The 21,873-nt window shown below is 59.8% G+C and carries 20 protein-coding genes and 1 pseudogene; 8 read left to right on the forward strand and 13 right to left on the reverse strand.

The window, feature by feature from the left end; translation table 11 throughout:
• Positions 1–22 precede the first annotated feature (22 nt).
• Positions 23–670 (forward strand): response regulator, encoded by a 648-nt coding sequence (locus tag AOA61_RS07010; protein WP_032888855.1) that lies wholly within the window; start codon positions 23–25, stop codon positions 668–670.
• Between the two features lie 5 nt (positions 671–675).
• On the opposite strand, the gene AOA61_RS07015 is transcribed toward AOA61_RS07010, so the two are convergent.
• The 6 genes from AOA61_RS07015 to AOA61_RS07040 all read right to left on the reverse strand — a co-directional run bounded on the left by AOA61_RS07015 (position 676) and on the right by AOA61_RS07040 (position 6,503).
• Positions 676–1,164: a fimbrial protein gene (locus AOA61_RS07015; RefSeq protein ID WP_032888857.1), complete on the reverse strand. Its 489-nt coding sequence runs from the start codon at positions 1,162–1,164 to the stop codon at positions 676–678.
• Positions 1,161–1,628: a fimbrial protein gene (locus AOA61_RS07020; protein WP_095184177.1), complete on the reverse strand. Its 468-nt coding sequence runs from the start codon at positions 1,626–1,628 to the stop codon at positions 1,161–1,163. Before AOA61_RS07020 ends, AOA61_RS07015 begins: the two co-directional genes overlap by 4 nt.
• A 7-nt stretch (positions 1,629–1,635) precedes the next feature.
• Positions 1,636–2,544 carry a fimbrial protein gene (locus AOA61_RS07025; RefSeq protein ID WP_241089438.1) on the reverse strand — a complete coding sequence of 303 codons (909 nt, stop codon included), beginning with the start codon at positions 2,542–2,544 and terminating at the stop codon, positions 1,636–1,638.
• A gap of 3 nt (positions 2,545–2,547) precedes the next feature.
• Positions 2,548–5,124 (reverse strand): fimbria/pilus outer membrane usher protein, encoded by a 2,577-nt coding sequence (locus AOA61_RS07030; RefSeq protein WP_099601421.1) that lies wholly within the window; start codon positions 5,122–5,124, stop codon positions 2,548–2,550.
• Positions 5,125–5,165: 41 nt separating this feature from the next.
• The gene (locus AOA61_RS07035; protein WP_099601422.1) at positions 5,166–5,864 is read right to left on the reverse strand and encodes a molecular chaperone; all 699 of its coding nucleotides are present in this window, start codon (positions 5,862–5,864) and stop codon (positions 5,166–5,168) included.
• A gap of 66 nt (positions 5,865–5,930) precedes the next feature.
• Entirely contained in the window at positions 5,931–6,503 is a 573-nt protein-coding gene (locus AOA61_RS07040) for a fimbrial protein (RefSeq protein ID WP_032888865.1), read from the reverse strand.
• A gap of 437 nt (positions 6,504–6,940) precedes the next feature.
• On the opposite strand from AOA61_RS07040, the gene mqo reads away from it, so the two are divergent.
• Positions 6,941–8,587, forward strand: coding sequence for a malate dehydrogenase (quinone) (mqo, locus tag AOA61_RS07045; RefSeq protein ID WP_032888867.1), 1,647 nt, complete (start codon positions 6,941–6,943; stop codon positions 8,585–8,587).
• Between the two features lie 212 nt (positions 8,588–8,799).
• Entirely contained in the window at positions 8,800–9,129 is a 330-nt protein-coding gene (locus AOA61_RS07050; protein ID WP_095184329.1) for a YXWGXW repeat-containing protein, read from the forward strand.
• 8 nt (positions 9,130–9,137) lie between these two features.
• Here AOA61_RS07050 and AOA61_RS07055 read toward each other — a convergent pair whose 3' ends face one another.
• From AOA61_RS07055 to AOA61_RS32155, 3 genes and pseudogenes are all read right to left on the reverse strand, one after another.
• Positions 9,138–9,509: a hypothetical protein gene (locus tag AOA61_RS07055; protein ID WP_032888869.1), complete on the reverse strand. Its 372-nt coding sequence runs from the start codon at positions 9,507–9,509 to the stop codon at positions 9,138–9,140.
• 194 nt (positions 9,510–9,703) lie between these two features.
• Positions 9,704–11,077: a nucleotide 5'-monophosphate nucleosidase PpnN gene (ppnN, locus tag AOA61_RS07065; protein WP_032888871.1), complete on the reverse strand. Its 1,374-nt coding sequence runs from the start codon at positions 11,075–11,077 to the stop codon at positions 9,704–9,706.
• A gap of 148 nt (positions 11,078–11,225) precedes the next feature.
• A pseudogene (locus tag AOA61_RS32155) lies at positions 11,226–11,324 on the reverse strand (beta-hydroxylase); the annotation flags it as partial.
• 192 nt (positions 11,325–11,516) lie between these two features.
• Here AOA61_RS32155 and fabV point away from each other — a divergent pair.
• Positions 11,517–12,713, forward strand: coding sequence for an enoyl-ACP reductase FabV (gene fabV, locus AOA61_RS07075; RefSeq protein ID WP_099601504.1), 1,197 nt, complete (start codon positions 11,517–11,519; stop codon positions 12,711–12,713).
• 63 nt (positions 12,714–12,776) lie between these two features.
• Here fabV and AOA61_RS07080 read toward each other — a convergent pair whose 3' ends face one another.
• Positions 12,777–13,946 (reverse strand): anthrax toxin-like adenylyl cyclase domain-containing protein, encoded by a 1,170-nt coding sequence (locus tag AOA61_RS07080; RefSeq protein WP_099601423.1) that lies wholly within the window; start codon positions 13,944–13,946, stop codon positions 12,777–12,779.
• Positions 13,947–14,250: 304 nt separating this feature from the next.
• On the opposite strand from AOA61_RS07080, the gene AOA61_RS07085 reads away from it, so the two are divergent.
• Positions 14,251–14,874: an HAD family phosphatase gene (locus AOA61_RS07085; RefSeq protein ID WP_095184180.1), complete on the forward strand. Its 624-nt coding sequence runs from the start codon at positions 14,251–14,253 to the stop codon at positions 14,872–14,874.
• Here AOA61_RS07085 and AOA61_RS07090 read toward each other — a convergent pair.
• Positions 14,871–15,776, reverse strand: a complete 906-nt coding sequence (locus tag AOA61_RS07090; RefSeq protein WP_095184181.1) for a LysR family transcriptional regulator — start codon at positions 15,774–15,776, stop codon at positions 14,871–14,873. The genes AOA61_RS07085 and AOA61_RS07090 overlap by 4 nt on opposite strands.
• A 96-nt stretch (positions 15,777–15,872) precedes the next feature.
• Here AOA61_RS07090 and AOA61_RS07095 point away from each other — a divergent pair, with 96 nt between their 5' ends.
• Positions 15,873–17,051 (forward strand): acetylornithine transaminase, encoded by a 1,179-nt coding sequence (locus AOA61_RS07095; RefSeq protein WP_099601424.1) that lies wholly within the window; start codon positions 15,873–15,875, stop codon positions 17,049–17,051.
• On the opposite strand, the gene punR is transcribed toward AOA61_RS07095, so the two are convergent.
• Positions 17,023–17,946, reverse strand: coding sequence for a DNA-binding transcriptional activator PunR (punR, locus tag AOA61_RS07100; RefSeq protein ID WP_095184183.1), 924 nt, complete (start codon positions 17,944–17,946; stop codon positions 17,023–17,025). The genes AOA61_RS07095 and punR overlap by 29 nt on opposite strands.
• A gap of 122 nt (positions 17,947–18,068) precedes the next feature.
• Between punR and punC the strand changes: the two genes are divergently transcribed.
• Positions 18,069–19,247 (forward strand): purine nucleoside transporter PunC, encoded by a 1,179-nt coding sequence (punC, locus tag AOA61_RS07105; protein ID WP_032888880.1) that lies wholly within the window; start codon positions 18,069–18,071, stop codon positions 19,245–19,247.
• 67 nt (positions 19,248–19,314) lie between these two features.
• Here the strand turns inward: punC and AOA61_RS07110 are convergent, their stop codons facing one another.
• On the reverse strand, positions 19,315–20,148 hold the full coding sequence (locus AOA61_RS07110) for a hypothetical protein (protein WP_032888882.1): 834 nt from the start codon (positions 20,146–20,148) through the stop codon (positions 19,315–19,317).
• Positions 20,149–20,305: 157 nt separating this feature from the next.
• Here AOA61_RS07110 and AOA61_RS07115 point away from each other — a divergent pair, with 157 nt between their 5' ends.
• The gene (locus AOA61_RS07115) at positions 20,306–21,808 is read left to right on the forward strand and encodes a nucleobase:cation symporter-2 family protein (RefSeq protein ID WP_099601425.1); all 1,503 of its coding nucleotides are present in this window, start codon (positions 20,306–20,308) and stop codon (positions 21,806–21,808) included.
• Positions 21,809–21,873: the final 65 nt, after the last annotated feature.

Below are 21,873 nucleotides of genomic sequence, written 5' to 3' on the forward strand. Positions count from 1 at the left end.
CCCCCTACAAGAGAGCTGAACCATGCGAGACATGAACGTCGTCATAGCCGATGACCATCCCATCGTGTTGGTGGGCGTGCGCGAAATCGTGCAGCGCGACGCCCGCTACCGCCTGGTGGGCGAGGCGGTCAGTTCGACGCAGTTGATCGAGCAGTTGCGCAGCCATCGGCCGCAAGTGCTGATCACCGATTTCAACATGCCCGGCGATGACACTTATGGCGATGGCCTGAAGTTGATCGAGTACATCCTGCGCCACTTCCCCGAGACCCAAGTGTTGGTGCTGACCATGATCTCCAACAGCCTGATCCTCACGCGTTTGCAGGAGTTGGGCGTGGCCGGCGTGATCCAGAAGAACCACCTGCACGGTGAAATCGAGAAAGCCCTGGGCGCCATCAGTGCCCAGCGCAGTTACCGGGCACCGATGCCGGCGGCGACGTCGGTGGTGGGCAACGGGTTTCAGGTGCAGGAGCGGTTCCAGAGCTTGTCGCCACGGGAGATGGAGGTGCTGCGTTTATTCGTCACGGGGATGAGTGTCAGCGACATTGCCAGGCAATTGAGCCGCAGCAACAAGACCGTCAGCGCACAGAAGATCTCGGCCATGCGCAAGCTGGATGTGGACAGTGATCAGGCGCTGCTGACCTATTGCATCGAGGCCCGGCAGTTTCAGTAGGGGGGTTAGCGGTACGTCATCTGCATCAACAGCGTTGCGCTGTAGCTGCCCGCTTCGGGCAGTTCGCCCACGGTCACCGGTTTGACTCGTAGGGTCAGTTCCAACGGTTCTTTTTCCACCGTCCAGTTGCTGGTTTCTCCCAGACTGAAATCGGCCTTCGCGCTTTTATTCAGCAGCCCCAGGCGCAGTCCCAGACCAACGCGATTGGTGAGCAGGGTCTGGTTGTCAGCGCTGCCCAACCCCGCTGAAAACGTCAGGCTCACCTGGCTGTCAGCTTGGCAATCGAAGATCAGCGGTACGTCGGTAGCGGCGACGCTGTCATCGACCAACTGGTTGAGGTTGGCGTCACCCAGTTTCAACTGTTGCGAGGTGGGAAAACGTGGTGTGCAGGGCGGCGCGATCAACTTGCCGCTGACATCGATCTTCGCCTCATCCGCCGGTTGCGCAACCGCCGTGCCGGTCACCGCCAGCAGTATCCAGATAAGCGCTTTCATAGGTAGTTGATGGTCATGACGATCGACGAGGTGAACGCGCCCGGCGTCAGGGTGCCTTGTGCGATCAGCTTCGCCTTGAGGCTGATGTCGACGTTGCCGCTCAGGTTGCTGTAGGCCTTGGCGGTGCCTTTGAGGTTGGCCACCGTATTGTCTGCCCACAACAGCGAAACGCCGAGGTTGTCGGCCGTGGTCTTGGCCACGGTGTCGGTGTGCGTGCCTTTGCTGGAAGCGAAGCTTACGTTCAGCGATGAGCCAGCCGGGCAGGTCATTTTCACGGGAACCGCTACGGTATCGGTGGTGGCGACCTGGTCGGTGCGCACATTACCGAATGCTGCCGTGAGGGAGGTGCCAGAAGTCAGTACGCAGGGCGGTCGGGTGAGGGTGCCGCTTACGGTGATATTCACGGTGTCGGCGGCCTGGGCGGCAGTGCCGAGCAGTACCAGGGCGAGCAATGACGTTTTCATGAAAGCCTCATTGGTAATTGATGTTCAGGGTGTATTGGCTCTGGAACGCACCGGCAGGCGATTTCCCAGCCTCCAGTTGCGGCTTGAAACTCAAATTCACGCTGTTGCTGCCGGCCCTCAGTTGCATCGCGCGCGGGCTGGTAAAAACCACCGGGTTGCCGCTGTCGGTCCAGATAGCCTGCATGTTCAGCCCCGCAAGCGTGGTGCGTGACACACCGGTATTGGCGCTGACCACTGACTGGCTCGGCGTCAAGGTCACGTTGGCGCGCATCGACGACGGGCAATTGAGTGACACGCTGGTCGACTGCGAAACGGCGCTGAGATTAGCGCTGCTGATAGTGCCGAATTTCAAGTTGACGGCGCTCGGAGAACTCAAGCTGCAACTGACGGCGCGGACGTTGTAGATGAATAGCCACTCATGAAACCATTCCGCATAGGCCTGCCAACCACCTGTAGAGGTCACGCCAAGCTTCACTCTCGCGGTGCGCCGGCCCGGCGTACTCGGGGCGGTTCCCACTACGTAGTACACGTAAGAAACCGAGCGTCCGGCGAGTATGGGCGCGCAAGTCCCACCCAAGCATGCGGCTCCCCAACTGCCCAGCGGCAGTTGAAGCATATAGGTGTTGCTATAGGGGTCCAGCACCTGCAGGTTAGCGGGGGACGTTCCGGAAATCGCCGTGATTTCCAAATTGGTACCTGCGCCAGACGGGTAGGTACGTACCGCTGTGCAGGTACCGCTGAATGGGACTTTCATCTCGGCTCCGGCGGCGAATTCGTAACCGTTGGATGGATAGCCCGAGAGAGAGCATTTTATGCTTCCACTGATAAAAGCCTGTGCTTGAGGCGACAGCCAACCCAGTACCACCAGTGTCATGAGCTTCAGCAAGCAGTTTCCAGGCTTGATTTTCATGATCATTACTTACGAATCCTTGGCACCCGACCCACCGGCCGCGCGCTCACATTGAATGTTCAGTTGTGTAATCCCACCCTCGGCAGGCCCTTTATCGTCCAGTTTCAATTCGCGGCTGCACCACGGCTGGTTATCCACGCTGATCAACAGGCGTGACTGCGGCGGTACGCCGCTCAGGTACGCACGGCCCTTGTCGGCCACCAGTGTGCTACCCAAAGAGCGCCCATCCGGGGCGAACAGTTCGGCCTTGGCGGCAAACGGTGCCGCTTCGCCGCGTGCATCGATGATGCGGAACAGAATGCGTTGGCCTTTGCGGGTCTCGAAGTCCGCCAGCACAAAGGCACCGCGATTCGGCGTGACCTCCTGCACCAGTTGGGCGATGTCGACGTCAGCCGGCATCGACTGGGTGTCCAGCGACATACGGTTCTTGCGGTAGGGCAGGGCAGACGGCACCACCGTGTAGCCATTGGCATTGGTGCGCACACCCCGCTTGTTGGCGATTCCCACGTCTGCGGCGCCGGGTGTGGCCACGATCACGTTGGTTTCGCCCAGAGGCTGACTGAAAATAAGATTGCGGTCATAGGCGACCACCGAGCCCTCGATGCCCATGTCCAGCTGCCGGCTACCGGAGGTCTCGTTATAGCCGCCGTGCACGATGGCGTTGGGTGCGTCATAGCGCGCGGCAAACGTGCTGCCCATCACGCGGTCATTAGCGTTGACTTGCTGCGACACGCCAGCGCTGTAGGCCAGGGTGTCGTCCTCCAGCGCATTGCCGCTCAACGTCGCCGTGCGCGAGGCCGTGCCCCGCGCGCTCTGGTTCGCGTTGACCGATACACGCTGGTTGCGTGTACCGCCCAGCGGCATGCTGATGCTCAGGGACAGCGTGCGGTCATTGCTGCTGTCCCCTTTGTTAGCGCTCAAGCCGAGAGTGTAGGAAATGTCCCCGACGCTGGCGCTGTAGCCCAGTTGAATCGAGGTGTCGGCATTGCTCTTGTCCCAGTAGTTGGTTTTCGTCACGTTGGCATACACACCGCCGTAGCCGCCCAGTTGCTGGGACACGTTGGCGGTGAAGTTGCTCTTCATATGGCCGCTGCGGTACATCTCCAGCGACTGCTCGTTGGTGCGGCTGTTGAGCGCCTCGTTGAACGAGTAGTAGCCGCCGGTGGAATAGCGATAACCGATCAGGCTGAAGTTGGTGTCGGTGGCCGCCAGGGCTTTGGAGTAGCGAAAGCGAAACGACTGGCCGCTGGCGGTGGTTTTTGCCGGGCCCATGGCTTCGCTGCGCGCGTGGGTCATGTCCACTGAAATCGCACCAAAACCGGCGAAGTCGTGGGCAAACCCTAGCAGGCCGGCGCTGTACTGATCACTCAGCAGGCTGCCGCCGAACAGCGTGGTGCCGCCGGCCAGGCCGCGCCGCAGGGACGCCTGGATAAAACGTGGGGTGTCCTGCTGCGTGGTCGCTTGCGCCGGGCGGTACTGGCCGGCGAATACCGAGTAGCTCTGTTGGCCCTCACGCAGCATGTAAGGCACCGACGAAAACGACTGGGTAAACACCTGGCGCTGGCCATCGGGGCCTTCCACGGTGACTTCAATGTCGCCATTGCTGGCGGTGGGGTACAGGTCGGTCAACGCGAACGGCCCCGAGGGCACCCACTGCTCATGGATCACGTAACCGCGCTGGCGGATGATCACCCGCGAGCGGCCGTTGGCGATGCCACGAATCACTGGCGCGAATTGGCGGGCCTGGTCGGGCAGCATGTCCATGTCCGAGGCAATGCCCAGCCCGCGATAGGGAATGGCGTCGAACAGGTCACCTTCGGTGGTGGAGTCGCCCACGGTGGCAATCGCCATCATGTTGCCCATGTTGCGCTGGGCGTAGGTTTCCATCGACTCCCAACGCCCGGTGTCGCCTGTGCCTTTCTGCCAAGTGGAGAAATTGCGCAGCCGCCAGGCTCCGGCGTTTAAACCGCTGCGCAGGCTGCCGAACTGGTCCTGGCGGCGGCCGGTGTCGGACTCCACCGTACTCCCGGAAAAGCTGTAGTTGGTGAACGCTACTTGCTCGCCGTCACTCCACTGCCGGCGGCGTACTTCAAACGGGATGCTGCCCAGGTACGCTTGGGGAATCTCAATCGACAACACTTGGCGGTTGAAGTCGTAGTCGTAGACCATCCCGGCCAGGCCCTGGTCGAACGCGATGCAGGTAGCGTCGGCGTCGCTGCGGTTTTGCAGGGCGGTATCGGCAACCCCTTGGCTACGAAAAAAGTCGGTATCCAGGCACGGGAAAAGCCCGGTGGAGGAGCGGTCCGACGTACCGCTGGCGCGAATAAAGCGTACATCGCGCTGCTCGACCGAATGCTCATTGACCAACACGTCTACCCGGTAAATCCCCGGCAACTGGCCTTCGCTCATGGTGCTGACCTGTTGTTTCACGGCGGCCGAACTCTGCCCGCCGCCGATCTCAAGGAACGACGCATCGAACTCGTAGCCAGCCTGTGCAGGGGCCAAATGCAAGGCCAAGGCCGCCGCGATCGGGCAGCCGAAAGCCTTCATGGCGCAACGGCGCATGAATGGGAGTGAACGGGGCATGGGCGTTCCTGAAATGGCGTTTCGAGGTTGGCGCTTGGGTATCAGTGAAGGCGGACGACGGGGGCGGTCACGACGCTGCCGTAGTCATCGATGTAGCTCATTTGCACTTCATCACCGGGCTTGGCCTGGATCGCTAGTTCCTGCTGTTGGCCGGGGCGCAGCACATCCGGTGCCTGGGTGATCGGCTGGCCGTTGAGCTTCAGCTCGCTGACCACAACATGGAATTTGGACGTGTTGTTGAACATCAGCGCGCCGGCATTGGCCTTCCAGTTCACTTGCGTCACCGCGTCCTTGAGTTCGCCTTTAAGGCCGGCGGGGCGGTAGAACAGCTTGATGGTGGTCTTGAGGGCGATCTGCAGCACGTTCTTGCCTTTCTGGTCGTCACTCATGGCCGGGATCGCCTTGACGTTCATCAGGAACAGGCTTTCACGGTCTTGTGGCACATCGGCGCCACCGGCAAAGATCACACGCAGGATGTTTTCCTTATTGGCGTCGAGCCGGAACAGCGGCGGGGGGACGATAAAGCTGTCGACGCTTTCTTCGCTGGTGCCGCCGAAACGGCTGACCCAGGACTGCACCAGGTAAGGCGAGGTGTCTTCGCGGTTGCTAACATTCAGATTGGCTTCGTTGGAGGCGCCGTTGTAGATCAGGCGCGTGGCGCCTACGGTCACGGCGGCGTCCGCTGCTGCGACATGCCAGAGCGGTAAGAGCGCGAGCAAAAAATACAGTTTCAAACGCATGATGGGAGACCTTTAAAAGTCCGTAGGCCGGCGCGGCGGCGCCAGGCCCACGGTGTTGACGAGCAATTACTTGTAGGTAACGTCGAAGCTGGCCAGGGCGTTGACTTGACCGGTGCCGATGCCAGACGTGGTCACTGCATCGTCGCCCGTGCCCGTAGTCACATCGGCGGCGGTGCGCACATAGGCGGCGGTGAAGTTGAAGGTGTTGGACATCGCTCGCAGGTCGTAGTCGGCGGTCGCGGTATTCAGTGGAACCGCGTTTCCGGTACGCGCGTCAGCGATCTTGATCGCGATACCTGTGACCTGGTTTTCACCGGTCAGGCCCAGCAAGGTGGAGTCGCTGGCGTCTTCCTGGCCGCTGAAGGTAATCGCGACGTTTTTCTTGGTCGCGGTGCTGCAGTTGTCCAGGCTGATCGAGAACGCTTTCGGCTTGGCGGTGGCGCCCACTGTTTTCCCGAAGTCAGCGATGCGCACCGGATCGAGTGTCACGGACTTGCTCTCGTCGCCGGTTTTGATGGTGCACGCGTTGTCGGTCACGGAACCGGTGAATTGGATCTGCCCGTCCGCAGCTTGTGCGGTACCGGCCAGCAGCCAGCAAGCGCCGCATGCGAGAGTGATTTGGCTCAGTTTGTTCAGCATTGCAATGCCCTTTACGAGATGGATGGTTGTCTGCTTACCCCCCTTGGGTAAGCCAATCCATAGTGCAATGCTGGGATTTGGAGGCACATGAGACAGATCTTAAAAGCTGGCCTACTGATGGCCGTTCGACCGGTGAGTCCATATCCGACGCCGGGCGTGATATTCTGCGCGCCGTCTTGGTCTAGTCTTTCCTTGGTTCGTACATCCGTATACGTCCCAGCGGTTGACTGTCGCCCAGGTTGCTGAAGCCAATAAAGATAAAAAGTCAGCGCAGAAGGGACATAAAAGTGAGGTCGATACGTCGGCTTTGTGTGCCCACCCTGTGGCCTTCGTGTGAGTGTGCAAACCCCGCGGTACGTTACCTGGCGTAGCGTGATTGAGGGTTGCCCATGATCAGGGGCAGTGGGGCGGATGGCGTTTTATCATAGGTGCTACTGATGTTTAAAAAAGTAAACACTGCCCTGCTGGGGCTGGCTTTGTCGCTGGGGATCACGTCCGTTCATGCGGAAGAGGCAAAGAAAGTCGATGTGCTGCTGATCGGCGGCGGCATCATGAGTGCAACCCTCGGTGTCTGGCTTAACGAGCTGGAACCGGACTGGTCGATGGAAATGGTCGAGCGCCTCGACGGCGTGGCCGAAGAAAGCTCCAACGGCTGGAACAACGCCGGTACCGGTCACTCGGCCCTGGCCGAGCTGAACTACACCCCGGAAGACAAGAACGGCAACGTTGAGATCCCGAAAGCGGTCGAGATCAACGAAGCGTTCCAGATCTCCCGTCAGTTCTGGTCCTGGCAGGTCCAGCAGGGCGTGCTGAAGAACCCGCGTTCGTTCATCAACACCACTCCGCACATGAGCTTTGTGTGGGGCGATGACAACATCAAGTTCCTCAAGAAGCGCTACGAAGCCCTGAAAGCGAGCCCGCTGTTCGCCGGCATGCAGTACTCCGAAGACCCGGCGCAGATCGCCAAATGGGTTCCGCTGATGATGGAAGGGCGTGACCCGAACCAGAAAATCGCGGCCACCTGGAGCCCGCTGGGTACCGACATGAACTTCGGCGAGATCACCCGCCAGTTCGTTGCTCACCTGCAAACCACGCCTAAGTTCGACCTGAAACTGTCGAGCGAAGTGCAGGACATCACCAAGAACGCCGACGGTTCGTGGCGTGTCAGCTACAAAAACCTGAAAGATGGCACCAAGACTGAAACCGACGCCAAGTTCGTGTTCATCGGCGCCGGCGGCGGTGCACTGCACCTGCTGCAAAAGTCGGGCATTCCTGAAGCCAAGGAATACGCTGGCTTCCCGGTGGGTGGTTCGTTCCTCGTGACCGATAACCCAACCGTTGCCGAGCAGCACCTGGCCAAGGCCTACGGTAAGGCTTCGGTTGGCGCGCCACCGATGTCGGTTCCGCACCTGGACACCCGCGTGCTGGATGGCAAGCGCGTAATTCTGTTTGGCCCATTTGCCACCTTCTCGACCAAGTTCCTGAAAGAAGGCTCGTACCTGGACCTGCTGACCAGCACCACCACCCACAACATCTGGCCAATGACCAAAGTCGGTATTCGTGAATACCCACTGGTTGAGTACCTTGCTGGCCAACTGATGCTGTCCGATGACGACCGCTTCAAGGCGCTGCAAGAGTACTTCCCGAACGCCAAGCAATCCGACTGGCGCCTGTGGCAAGCCGGTCAGCGCGTGCAGATCATCAAGCGTGACGAAGAGCAGGGCGGCGTCCTGAAACTCGGTACCGAAGTGGTCAGCTCCGCCGACAACACCATCGCAGGCCTGCTGGGTGCATCGCCAGGCGCGTCCACCGCGGCTCCGATCATGCTGACCGTGCTGCAGAAAGTGTTCAAGGACAAGGTGGCTACTCCGGCCTGGCAGGAAAAGCTGCATCAGATCGTGCCAAGCTACGGCACCAAGCTGAACGACAGTCCTGAAGCCGTTGCCAAGGAATGGGCCTACACCGCCAATATCCTGCAACTGCCTACACCGCCGGTGATCCCGGCAATGGCTGCTCCCAAGGCGACCGAGGCTGCCAAGCCTGCGGCTGAGCCGAGCAAGCCGGCGTCTGATCTGGCGCTGTAAAAACAGGTAGGGCGCTGATTCAGGTCCAACTGTAAAAAAGCCCGCTGAACCGGTGACGGTCAGCGGGCTTTTTCATGGCCGTGAGAACAGTTCAGCAATCCGACAGACATCACCTGTTAAAAAAGTACCCAGGCCTTAGCAGGAGCGTGGCTCAAATACGGGGGCATTTTTTAGTGGTGCAAGTGTTGGGCGTCAGCGCCCGAGGGGGTTGTATGTTGCTACGTTACGCAGCATTGGCGGCCATGGTCGTTGCGGCATCCGGGTGTGTGCAAGAGCGTGTCGTGCATGAGCGTCGACCGCCACAACGTGAGTATGTCGAGGTGGTTGCGCCACAACCGCCACCGGTGCAGGTGATCGAGGTCGAGCCTGCGGTACGCGAAGGTTACATATGGTCGCGTGGTTACTGGCGCTGGGAAGGTGGGCGCTATGTTGCGGTACACGGCCATTGGGAGCCTGTGCGCCAGGGCTATCGTTATGTGCATCCGCATTGGGTGCAGCGCAATGATGGATACCACTGGCAGGTTGGTGGGTGGATTCGCTGAGCTTCGTCCTAAGAGGGCTTTTTCGTACCCAAGAGCCTGACTTCCCGTAACAGCGCGGCGCCGAGTTGATCGGTGCCCAACTCCTTGTAACCCACGGCTTTAACCTCACCGTTCTCTTCCGCCTGGATGATGATCACCGGTGTTTCCTTGCCGGTGGCTTCGTCGACGTGCATCGCGTACTGGGGAATATCCAGCTTGATCGGTGTACCCGCTGCCTTGCCCTTCACATTGATCAGAAACGCCGCGCAGCCAGTGTCGACATCCGTACTGGTGGCCGAACGGCCGCTGACGAAGCAGGTTTTCGGTAGCTCAGGCCAGGCGATATCGGCCAGGGCGAGGGACGGCGACAAGGCCAGGGCAGCAAGAAGAAACGAGCGCACGTGGGGCTTTCTCTCGATCAGGGGCAGAGGTGGTTTTTACCAAAGCCTGCCCTTCGCCGCAACGCGCGGGTTCAGGTCAGGCGCTTGATGCCCGCCGCCTTGACCGCATTGAGGTCAAAGGTGGCGGTGTGTTCACAGCCTTGCCGATGGGCCAAGGCGATAAAAACGATGACCGACCGGCCAGCCCCTTTATCTCACTGCACTACGCGATAACAAGGCACGTACGCCGCACCGCCCGGCAATTTCATGCGGTGCTGGGCGACGAACGCCTGCAGCAGCTCATCCAGCGGCTTCATGATGGCCGGGTCGCCGTGGATCTCGTACGGCCCATGCTCCTCGATCAGGCGGATGCCTTTGTCCTTCACGTTGCCGGCCACGATCCCCGAGAAGGCGCGGCGCAGGTTGGCCGCCAGTTCGTGGGGTGGAAGTGCGTGGCTCAGTTGCAGGCCGGCCATGTTTTCGTGGGTCGGGTCGAACGGGCGCTGGAAGCCTTCGTCGATTTTCAGCAGCCAGTTGAAGTGGAACGCGTCGTTGCGTTCGCGGCGGAATTGTTTCACCGCCTTGAGGCCGACGGTCATTTGGCGGGCCACTTCGGCCGGGTCGTCGATGATGATCTGGTAGTGCGCCTGCGCTGCTTCGCCCAGGGTGGCACCGACGAAGGCATGCAGTTGCTGCAAGTACGGCGCAGCCTGTTTCGGCCCGGTGAGAATGACCGGGAAGGGCACGTCGCGGTTGTCCGGGTGCATCAGGATGCCAAGCAGGTACAGGAACTCTTCAGCCGTGCCGGCACCGCCTGGGAAGATGATGATGCCGTGGCCGACACGCACAAAAGCCTCCAGGCGTTTTTCGATGTCCGGCAGGATCACCAGCTCGTTGACGATCGGGTTCGGCGCTTCGGCGGCGATGATGCCCGGCTCGGTCAGGCCCAGGTAGCGGCCGCCGGTGATGCGTTGCTTGGCGTGGGAAATGGTCGCGCCCTTCATCGGGCCTTTCATCACGCCGGGGCCGCAACCGGTGCATACGTCGAGGCTGCGCAGGCCCAGTTCGTGGCCGACTTTCTTGGTGTATTTGTATTCTTCGGTATTGATCGAGTGCCCACCCCAGCACACCACGATCTTCGGTTCCACGCCCGGGCGCAGCGTGCGGGCGTTGCGCAACAGATGGAACACGTAGTCGGTGATGCCTTGGGAGTTGCTCAGGTCGATGCGCTGGCTGTCCAGTTCGTTCTCGGTGTAGACGATGTCGCGCAGTGCGCTGAACAACATCTCACGGGTACTGGCGATCATTTCACCATCGACAAACGCGTCGGCAGGCGCGTTCAACAGTTCCAGGCGCACGCCACGGTCCTGCTGGTGGATGCGCACTTCAAAGTCTTTGTAGGCGTCGAGGATGGTCTTGGCGTTATCGATATGCGCGCCGGTGTTGAGGATCGCCAGGGCGCACTGGCGAAACAGGGTGTAGATACTGCCGGTACCGGCTTCGCTCAGTTGCTGGACTTCACGTTGGGACAGGGTTTCGAGGCTGCCCTTGGGGCTGACGGAGGCATTGATGACTTGGCGTTGGGGCATTCTGATTCCTTGAAAGCACAGCCACCGCACCCGACGAGGCGCGATAGCTTGAGAATGGTGGGCGCCGTAAACGGTCGCACGAGCCGAATATTTACCTCAGGCGCGGGGCCCAGCGCAAATACCGTCCACCCCCATCATGCCGCAGAACTTACCGAATCAGCTTCCAGTTTTTGTAGAAAACCCGACGCAGGGTAACGGCCATTCCGCAAAACCCTGCGATCACGGCGTTGAGCACCGACGGCAACACCGCAAAGGCGTGCGACCTTGTGCAGGCTTTACATCGTTTTCAAGCCTTGCCAGCCTTGTGTGGATTGAATTTTGTAAACGGAAGATTTACGTCTATCGTGACGCTTCGGTTTTTCAGGCGTCATAGACCGGTACGATTGAAGTTGAATGGCCACCATTGGCCTTCGGCACCTTGGAAGAGGCAGAAATTTTTATGATCATCAAACCGCGGGTTCGTGGCTTTATCTGTGTGACCGCTCACCCTGTTGGCTGTGAAGCGAACGTCAAAGAGCAGATCGACTACGTCACTAAAAACGGCGTCATCGAAGGCGGCCCCAAGAAGGTGCTGGTCCTCGGTGCTTCCACCGGCTACGGCTTGGCCGCGCGTATCAGTGCTGCGTTTGGCTGCGGCGCCGACACCCTGGGCGTGTTTTTTGAGAAAGAAGGCGAAGAAGGCAAGCTCAGCTCCGCTGGCTGGTACAACAGTGCTGCGTTCGAGAAGTTTGCCGTCGAAAAAGGCCTGTACGCCAAGAGCATCAACGGCGACGCGTTCTCTGACGAGATCAAGCGCCTGACCATCGAAACCATCAAGAAAGACCTGGGCAAGATCGACCTCGTGGTCTACAGCCTGGCGGCGCCACGCCGTACCGATCCTAAAACCGGTGAAGTCTATAACTCCACCCTCAAGCCAATTGGCAAGGCTGTGACCCTGCGCGGTATCAATACCGACAAAGGCGTTGTGGTCGACACCACCCTTGAGCCTGCAACCCAGGAAGAAATCGACGGCACCGTGAATGTCATGGGTGGCGCCGACTGGCAGCTGTGGATCGACGCCCTGCGTGATGCGGACGTGTTGGCCGAAGGCGCCAAGACCACCGCGTTCACCTACCTCGGCGAGAAGCTGACCCAGGATATCTACTGGAACGGCTCCATCGGCGAAGCCAAGAAAGACCTCGACAAGAAAGTCCTGACCCTGCGCGACAACCTGGCCGCACTGAAGGGCGACGCCCGCGTGTCGGTGCTCAAGGCCGTGGTGACCCAGGCCAGTTCGGCGATCCCGATCATGCCGTTGTACTTGTCGCTGCTGTTCCGCGTGATGAAAGAGCAGGGCACCCACGAAGGCTGCATCGAGCAGGTTTACGGTCTGTTCAAGGACAGCCTGTACGGCAGCGAGCCGAAACTCGACGCCGACGGCCGCCTGCGTGCCGATCTGGCTGAGTTGGAGCCTAAGGTCCAGGACGCCGTTGCGGCACTGTGGGATCAGGTTACTGACGAAAACGTCAACGAGATCAGCGATTTTTCCGGCTACAAGGCGGAGTTCCTGCGCTTGTTCGGCTTTGAAGTCGATGGCGTGGACTACGACGCTGACGTGAACCCGACCGTGAAGATCAACGGTCTGGTCCAGGCGTAAATGATGTGATTGACAGCGGTCTTGATAACCGGGTTATCAGGCCGCTGTCAGCTCTTTCTTGATTCAAGAAAGACGGTTTTTTGCCAGGGTAAAGTCGGACCGCCTGACAGTGGTCACTTCTTTCTCCCAGAGTGGATTCAGCGGTACGTGATAACCGCTGTCCTTGGCGGTCTTGATCAGTTCTGCCATTTCCCTACTGTCGCGGATGATGCTGATTTCATTGAATCGGCCCAGTTTTGCCGGCAGGAAAAACGTCGCCGGGTAATTGTCGGCCACTTCCGTCGCCGGGCTGCCCGAGTCCGCATTGTGATGAACCACGCGCGCTCCCTCGCCTATCAACGTTTGATTGATGAGTTCTATCATCTGCTCTATCCGCGGTGTCGCATTGCCGAGGTGGGGATCTTCTTTCTGGTAGAAGTGCGCCGCACTTTCAAAGTCTGCGCGTAGCTCTTTCGGAACCTGCTTGTAGCGCTCAACTCGATCCCTGAAGACACGGTGGGCCACGTCCGGCACGGGGAGTTTGTCCTGTGGACCAAAGTCGCTGATGTGGGGCGCGATCATGTGCAGGTCGTAATCGGCGGTCAACGGTTTGCCTTCTGATTGCTTGGCCAGCACTTCGAGGGGCTTGCCCTGATGAGTGATGAGGTAGCTGTCACTTGAAGGCGACGTGCGATGGCCTTCGAATGTATACGACTGTTGACTGGGCCCGCAGGCGCTCAACTGCAATGTGCCGTCAGGTCCATGGGCTGCCAGTTGGGTTATCTGGCCGAGCTTGAGCAGCTCATCAATGCGCGGGCCCGAGAGTTTCAGAGGGGTTGCAACTGCATGGCCTTCCTGGATGCACGCCTGGATTTGCTCATTGGCCTTGGCCACTTTGTCCGGCGTTTTTTCAGCAAATTGCTCAAGCTTGCTGAGCGCCTGATCTGTACAGATAAAACCTGCCTGGGGGCCCCAGTTGGCGCTTTTCCCTTTGATGTGGAAGTCTTTGGTAGGGTGCCCGGCTTCTATCAGGCCTGTTGCCACAGTTTCGACCGGGCGTACGCCAATGATGGAGTTGGTGATTACCGCGATGCCTTGCAACGGGGCAAGATGGCTCGTCACGATGCCTGTTTGGTTTTTTACTTGGCCGACCAGATCGGCTGCGGGATCATTCGCGCCCTGGGCGCGGTAGCTTTGCAGCGTATGAAGGCTGTGCGCGCAAGGGGAAATCACTGAGGAAATCATGCCTGTCATTGAAGTTTCTCCACGTATGTCTACTGCGAAGTTGAACGATTCCCTCCAAACGCCAGCTCCTTGAATTGTCCGACCGACACTAAGGTGAAAGCGCCCTCAATCGCAGAGAACGAGTGTGACTGTCTGTGTGAAGTTGAACTCGCACAAGTCAGTTAAAACCGCGTACTGCACGGGAGCTCCGCTGTTTCCCATCGCCGGGCCTGGTCGAATTCTCAGAGCGTTCCTACTCGCTCTTACACGCTCTTGCAGGTCGCAGGCATGCCAGACTGTGATGGTTATGTCGTTTCACACACGGGAGGACCCCATGACGATTCGCGCAGTAGTGTTTGATTTCGGCGGTGTGTTGTTCGATTGGAACCCGCAACACCTGTACCGCAAGCTGATTGCCGATGATGATGAGCGGCAATGGTTTCTCGAGAATATCTGCACCCAGGCCTGGAACACCGAGCAGGACGCGGGTCGGCCGCTGGCCGAAGCCACGCACGTCCTGATCAATCAATTCCCCCACCACAAAACCCTGATCACGGCGTACTACGACCGCTGGCATGAAATGCTGCGTGGCCCGTTGCCCGAAGGCGTGGCGATTCTCAGGGCGCTGCATGCAGCCAACATGCCCTTGTTTGGGCTTACCAACTGGTCAGCCGAAACCTTTCCCTATGCCCGTGCCCACTATCCATTCCTGCAGTGTTTTCGCGACATCGTGGTGTCTGGCGAGTTAAAGCTGATCAAGCCCGATCCGGCGATCTACCACGCCAGCCTCAGTCAAGTTCGTGCCCATTTGCCGGATATCCAGCCAGGAGAAGTCGTATTTATCGATGATGTTGCCGGCAATATCGACGCGGCCATCGCCCTCGGCTGGCAAGGCATTCACCATGTGTCAGCCGAACAGACGGCGGCTCGGCTGAGGGAGTTGGGTGTGGGCTTCTAGCGCGCCCATTTCTCCATGGCGAAATCGACAAAGGCGCGCAGCTTTGGCAGGCGATAGCGGTCCTGGCCGTACAGCAAGTGCATGGGACGGCTGGGCAGTTGGTAAGTGGTTAGCAACGCCACCAGCTTGCCGCTCTGCAGGTCGGGCTGTACCAGGGCGTCGGGCAGCATGACGATGCCCATGCCTTGCACTGCCGCCTGGCGCAGGGCTTGGGAGCTGTTGATGGTCAGCGAACCGGACACCGGGATTTCCACTTCGCCCTCTGCGCCGGTCATGCGCCAGAGCTTGTCGGCATTGCGCCAGTCGTCGGTGGATGGGTAGGCGAAGGCCAGGCAGTCGTGGTGTTGCAGGTCTACAGGCGTCTGTGGCGTGCCACGCCGCTCCAGGTATTGCGGTGAGGCGCACAGGGTGATGGTGTAGTCCTGCATGGGGCGGGCGATCAGGCTCGACGGCTCCAGTTCGCCCAGGCGGATCGCCACGTCAAAGCCGCTGTCTACCATGTCCATACGCTGATTGCTGAGTACCACGTACAGTTTGATCAGCGGGTAGCGTTGCGAGAATTCGCTCAAGGCCGGCGCCAGGCGTTCGGTGCCGAAGGCGGGTGGCGCGGTGATGCGCAGGGTGCCTTTGGGAACGTCACTGTGGGCCTGTTCTGCCAATTGTTCGGAGTCGGCGACCAGTCCCAGCACTTCCAGGCAGCGCTGGTAATACTGGCCACCGAATTCCGTCAGGCTCTGCTTGCGCGTGGTGCGCTTGAGCAGGCTGACGCCCAGGCGTTGCTCCAAGGCGCGCAAATGGTTACCGACCATGGTGGTCGACATCCCACAGGCCTGTGCCGCAGCGGTCATGCTGCCGGTCTCCACCACTTTCACGTACACCGACATTGCCTGGAACAGGTCCATTATCAATCCCTGATTTAAAGTCATTGCAGGAAAGCACAGTTTATCCAGCTGAGGTGGCTAACGATACTTCCATCACCACAACCGGAGCCTGCCACCATGACCGCCGCCTGCCTGATGACCACCTACCAACCCTTGGCCTTGAGTTTTACCCGTGGCCTGGGCACACGCCTATGGGATCAGCAGGGCCGTGAATACCTGGACGCGGTAGCGGGTGTGGCGGTGACCAATGTCGGCCACTCCCACCCGAAACTGGTGACGGCTATCAGCGAGCAAGCTGGCCTGTTGCTGCATACCTCGAACCTCTACAGCATTGATTGGCAGCAACGTCTGGCCCAGCGCTTGACGCTACTGTCCGGCCTGGACCGCGTTTTTTTCAACAACTCCGGCGCCGAAGCCAACGAGACCGCGTTGAAACTGGCGCGGTTGCATGGTTGGAAAAAAGGCATCGAAGAGCCGTTGGTGGTGGTCATGGAGAATGCCTTCCACGGCCGCACGCTTGGCACCATGGCCGCCAGTGATGGGCCGTCGGTGCGCCTTGGTTTTCAGCGCTTGCCGGGGGATTTTCTCAAGGTCCGGTTTGGTGATCTGGCGGCCATCGAAGCACTCACCAAAACGTTTGGTACGCGGATCGCGGCGGTCTTGCTGGAGCCGATCCAGGGCGAAAGCGGCGTGCTGCCGGCGCCGCCGGGTTACCTGCAAGCGCTGCGCGATCACTGCACGCGCCACGGTTGGCTGATGATGCTGGATGAAATCCAGACCGGCATCGGCCGTACCGGCGCCTGGTTTGCTTTCCAGCATGAAGGCATCCTGCCGGACGTGATGACCTTGGCCAAAGGCCTGGGCAACGGTGTGCCCATCGGCGCCTGCCTTGCAAGGGCGGGGGTGGCCCAGTTATTCACGCCGGGCAGCCACGGCAGCACTTTCGGCGGCAACCCGCTGGCGTGTCGCGTGGGCTGCACCGTGTTGGACATTATCGAAGAGCAAGGCCTGTTGCAGAACGCTGCGCAGCAGGGCGAGCGCTTGCTGGCGCGGTTGCGGATGGAATTGGACGAACACCCGCAGGTAATGGCGATTCGCGGGCAAGGCTTGATGATCGGCATCGAGCTGACCAGCCCTTACCGCGAACTGGCCCAGCGCGCTGCCCAGGAGCATGGGCTACTGATCAATGTGACGCGGGGTAAGGTCATTCGCCTGTTGCCGCCGTTGACCCTGGATGCCAAGGAGGTCGAAATGATCGTGCGAGCCATCACCCGTTTATTGGATCAGGCCCATTGAGCCATTCCTGGTTCATTGTCTCTTTATCCCCCAGATACTCCAGCAACCACGCCATGGCCGGGGACAGTTTGTTCTGTGCCCAGGCCACGCACGACGGGCTGGCGGGGAAGGGCCGGGTCAATTGCAGCGCCACCAGTTCACCGCGTTCGATCCACGGCAACACCTGATGCGCTGGCGCCATGCCGACGCACAGACCATCACGCAGGCAATCGATGGCGGACGCCCAGTTCGGCACCACCAGCCGACGTTGGTTATCCAGCGTCCAGGTGTCGCGCTTGGGGAGGTTGCGTGAAGTGTCGGTCATGCACAGTGATGCGAACGGGCGCAGTTGGTCATCGCTGAGCAGCCCTTGCACCGCCGCCAGTGGATGCTTGGCGCTGACCACACACAACCAGTTCAACAACCCCATGTCGCGAAAGGTGAAGTGACTGGCCACCGGCACCGCGCTGGTGGCGCCGATCACAATGTCGGTGCGCTCATCGGCCAGGGCGTCCCACACGCCGTTGTACACCTCGTATTCCAGCAACAATTCCACCTCGGGGAACTGTCGATAGAAATCCAGCACCAACTGCCGGCAACGCTGGGGTTTGACGATGGAGTCCACGGCCACCTTCAACTGACCGCTCCAACCGTTCGCCACTTGCTGACACAGACGCCGCGTGCCGAGCATTTTTTTCATCACGCCTCGGGCTTCGTCTATAAATAGACGGCCCGCCGGGGTCAGCTCTACGTCGCGATGGCGCCGCACAAACAGTGGCACTGCCAACCATTCTTCCAGTTGACGCACGGTGTAGCTGATGGCCGACGGCACGCGGTGCAATTCCTGGGCGGCAGCGCTGAAACTGCCATGGCGTGCCACCGCATCGACTACATCCAGGGAGTATTCAGACCACATGGTGACTGCCTTCAAAATTATTGATAAGAGTGTCCAATTATTATCGCTTCACACAAAATCTGTCAGCCTCATAATGGCCGCCAGTCAGCAAATAGTTTGATGGCAAGATCTACAAGGCTTCAATGAAAAATTCTTTTGGTTTTACCTGGTACCTGGCGGGGCTGAGCATGCTCGGTTATCTGGCCATGGATATGTACTTGCCGGCGTTCGGCGCCATGGGCGAGCAGTTGCAGATTGGCGCTGGCGCGGTGGGGGCCAGCTTGAGTATTTTCCTCGCCGGCTTTGCGCTGGGGCAGTTGCTGTGGGGCCCGTTGTCCGATCGCCTGGGGCGCAAGCCGATCTTGCTCGCAGGCTTGAGTCTGTTTGTGCTGGGCTGCGCCGGAATGTTCTGGGTCGAGACCGCGTCGCAATTGCTGGCCTTGCGCTTTATGCAGGCCATTGGCGTGTGCTCCGCTGCTGTGAGCTGGCAGGCGCTGGTCATTGACCGCTACCCGGCCGACAAGGCTCACCGGGTGTTCGCCAGCATCATGCCGCTGATGTCGCTGTCGCCTGCCCTGGCGCCGCTGTTGGGCGCGATGGTGCTGAACCACTTCGGTTGGCAGGCGATCTTTGGGGTCTTACTGGGCGTATCACTGCTGTTGCTGCTGCCGACCTTGTTCCTACGCAGCGTGCCGAAACGGCAGGCAGAAACTCCGACACGCCTCGGTTATGGGCAGTTGCTCACTTCCCGGGTGTTCACCGGCAACGTGATGATCTTCGCCGCCTGCTCCGCCAGTTTCTTTGCCTGGCTGACGGCTTCGCCGTTCATCCTTGGCGACATGGGCTACAGCCCGAATGACATCGGCCTGAGTTACGTGTTGCCGACACTGGCGTTTCTGGTGGGCGGCTACAGCTGCCGCAGCGCCTTGCAGCGTTTCCAGGGCAAGACGTTGTTGCCTTGGTTACTGGCGGCCTACTGCATCAGCATGGTGGCGCTGTATCTGGTTGCGACCATGACCGTGCCGACCCTCACCACCTTGCTGATTCCGTTCTGTCTGATGGCGTTGGTCAACGGTGCGAGTTATCCGATCGTGGTGGCGAATGCACTGATGCCGTTTGCGGAAAATTCCGGCAAGGCGGCCGCGTTGCAAAACACCTTGCAACTGGGCCTGTGTTTTCTCAGCAGCCTGCTGGTGTCTTCGATGATCGACCAACCGCTGTTGATCACCGTGATCGTGATGCTGGCGACCGCGCCACTTGCGGTGTTGGGCTACTGGCTGGCGCGGCCGAAGCACACGGCTTCGAAGCTGTCGCGCGTTTAGGCTGACAGTGCGATCACTGTGAGAGGGGGCAAGCCCCTCCCACATTTTGACTCGGCTGGGTGAGTGGCTAAAACGTGATCTCCATATTCACCGTCGGTGTTGACGTGCGGCTACCCCGGCCGCCGTCCACACCGAATTTGTTGTGCCAGTACTCGTAACCCACCCCGAGGTACAGGTTCGGCTTTACGCTCTTACCCGGTCGTACCGCCACCATCAACGCGGTGCGCATCAAGGCTTCCGGCGCAGTGTCACGGCCATGGTAGTCCTCGCCTTTTTCCCCGACGTAATTGATAAAACCCTGGAATTTTGCCGCGTGGTTGGCGATTTCGAATGGGCGCATCCAAGTCAGGTTAAGCATGTAGGTGTCGTCGAAGGTGTGGTTCGACTCCTGCGCGCCGGGGATGCCGGTGTGATTCTTTTCCTTGTAGTACATCAGGCTCAGGTCCAGCACGCCCACGGTGTTGAACTTCAAGGTCGGGCCGAGCACCAGCGCACGCTTTTTGGCCGAGGCGAAGTTGTTGTTGCGGTTGGCATCAAAGCCCAAGGTCAGCGCGTAATCCTTGATCAGCCCGGTGCCCAGCGGCACATCAAATACGCGTGAGGCGTACAGCTGATGCCGATACACGGCGTACACCTCGCTGCCACCGTGATCAGTGCCCTTGCGCGGGTCGCGGCTGTCGGACAGGAACACGTCCAGGTTCAGGAAATTGCTGCCGTATTGGTAGCCGCTGGCGTGGGTGAAGCTGTAGATGCGCTTGCTGAATTCATCGGGGTTGTTCGGGTTGGTGAACTGCTGGCCGTAGCGAAAGCCTACGCTGTTGTTCATCCATTCCACCGCGACAGCCTCCCCGCCGCCGAGAAGGGTGAGTGCAACGGTGGCGCCCTGTAATACCTTTTTCATGGTCCTGGTCCTTTGGCGTTCTGGCTCATCACGGCCGGATTGTTTTTGTAACGCCGGCGGAGGGTATCTTGTTCGATTGATTGTATACAACTCTATGGACATCTAGTCCTAACATTGCATACAGTGGCCGCACAACAAAAACAGAGAACCCCTCACCATGACTATCCCGAAGGCGTCACCGCAGCGGCCAGAAGATGAGAATCTCGGCGTCGCCGCCAACATGGCTTACGGCCTGCAGCATGTGCTCACCATGTACGGCGGCATCGTCGCGGTACCGTTGATCGTCGGTCAGGCGGCCGGGTTGTCACCGGCAGATATTGGTCTGCTGATCGCCGCGTCGCTGTTCGCTGGTGGCTTGGCCACCCTGTTGCAAACTCTTGGCCTGCCGTTCTTTGGCTGTCAGTTGCCGCTGGTGCAGGGCGTGTCATTTGCCGGTGTGGCAACCATGGTGGCGATTGTCGGCAGCGACGGCGCTGGCGGGGTGCCGGCGATTCTTGGGGCGGTGATGGCCGCGTCGTTTATCGGGCTACTGATCACGCCCGTGTTCTCGCGGATTACCAAGTTCTTCCCGCCATTGGTGACTGGCATCGTGATCACCACCATCGGCCTGACGCTGATGCCCGTGGCGGCGCGCTGGGCCATGGGGGGTAACAGCCGCGCTGCAGATTTCGGCAGCATGCCCAATATCGGCCTGGCGGCGTTGACCTTGGTATTGGTGCTGCTATTGAGCAAGATTGGCAGCGCAACCATCTCGCGCCTGTCGATCCTGCTGGCGATGGTCATCGGCACGGTGATTGCGGTGTTCCTCGGCATGGCGGACTTTTCCGGCGTGAGCCAGGGCCCGATGTTTGGTTTCCCTACGCCCTTCCATTTCGGCATGCCGACCTTCCACATCGCGGCGATCATTTCCATGTGCATCGTGGTGATGGTGACCCTGGTGGAAACCTCGGCCGACATCTTGGCCGTGGGCGAGATCATCGACACCAAAGTCGACTCCAAACGCCTCGGTAATGGCCTGCGCGCCGACATGCTGTCGAGTATGTTCGCGCCGATCTTCGGTTCGTTCACCCAGAGTGCGTTCGCCCAGAACGTCGGCCTGGTGGCGGTGACCGGGGTGAAGAGTCGCTTCGTGGTTGCCACCGGTGGCCTGTTCCTGGTGATCCTTGGCCTGCTGCCATTCATGGGCCGGGTGATCGCCGCGGTGCCCACCTCGGTGCTGGGCGGTGCCGGGATTGTGCTGTTCGGCACCGTGGCGGCCAGTGGTATTCGCACCCTGTCGAAAGTGGATTACCGCAACAACATGAACCTGATCATCGTCGCCACCTCCATCGGTTTTGGCATGATTCCGATTGCAGCGCCGAGTTTCTACGATCAATTCCCTAGCTGGTTTGCGACCATTTTCCACTCGGGCATCAGCTCGTCGGCGATCATGGCGATCTTGTTGAACCTGGCGTTTAACCACTTCACAGCGGGCAATTCGGATCAGCAGTCGGTGTTCGTGGCGGGGACCGAGCGCAGTTTGTGCTTCCACGATGTCGCGGCGTTGCGGGATGGAGATTACTTCAGGGGCGGCAAGTTGTTTGATGCCGAGGGCAAGGAGATTCCATTGGTAGCGGAGGTGCCAAGGAAAACGGCGCAGCCTGAAACCACAGAGGTCTGAAAATGTGGGAGGGGGCTTGCTCCCGATAGCAGGGTGTCAGCCACAGTAGTCGTGACTGACCCAGC

The sequence above is a fragment of the Pseudomonas sp. 2995-1 genome, from assembly GCF_002742505.1.
GTDB classification, from domain to species: domain Bacteria; phylum Pseudomonadota; class Gammaproteobacteria; order Pseudomonadales; family Pseudomonadaceae; genus Aquipseudomonas; species Aquipseudomonas sivasensis.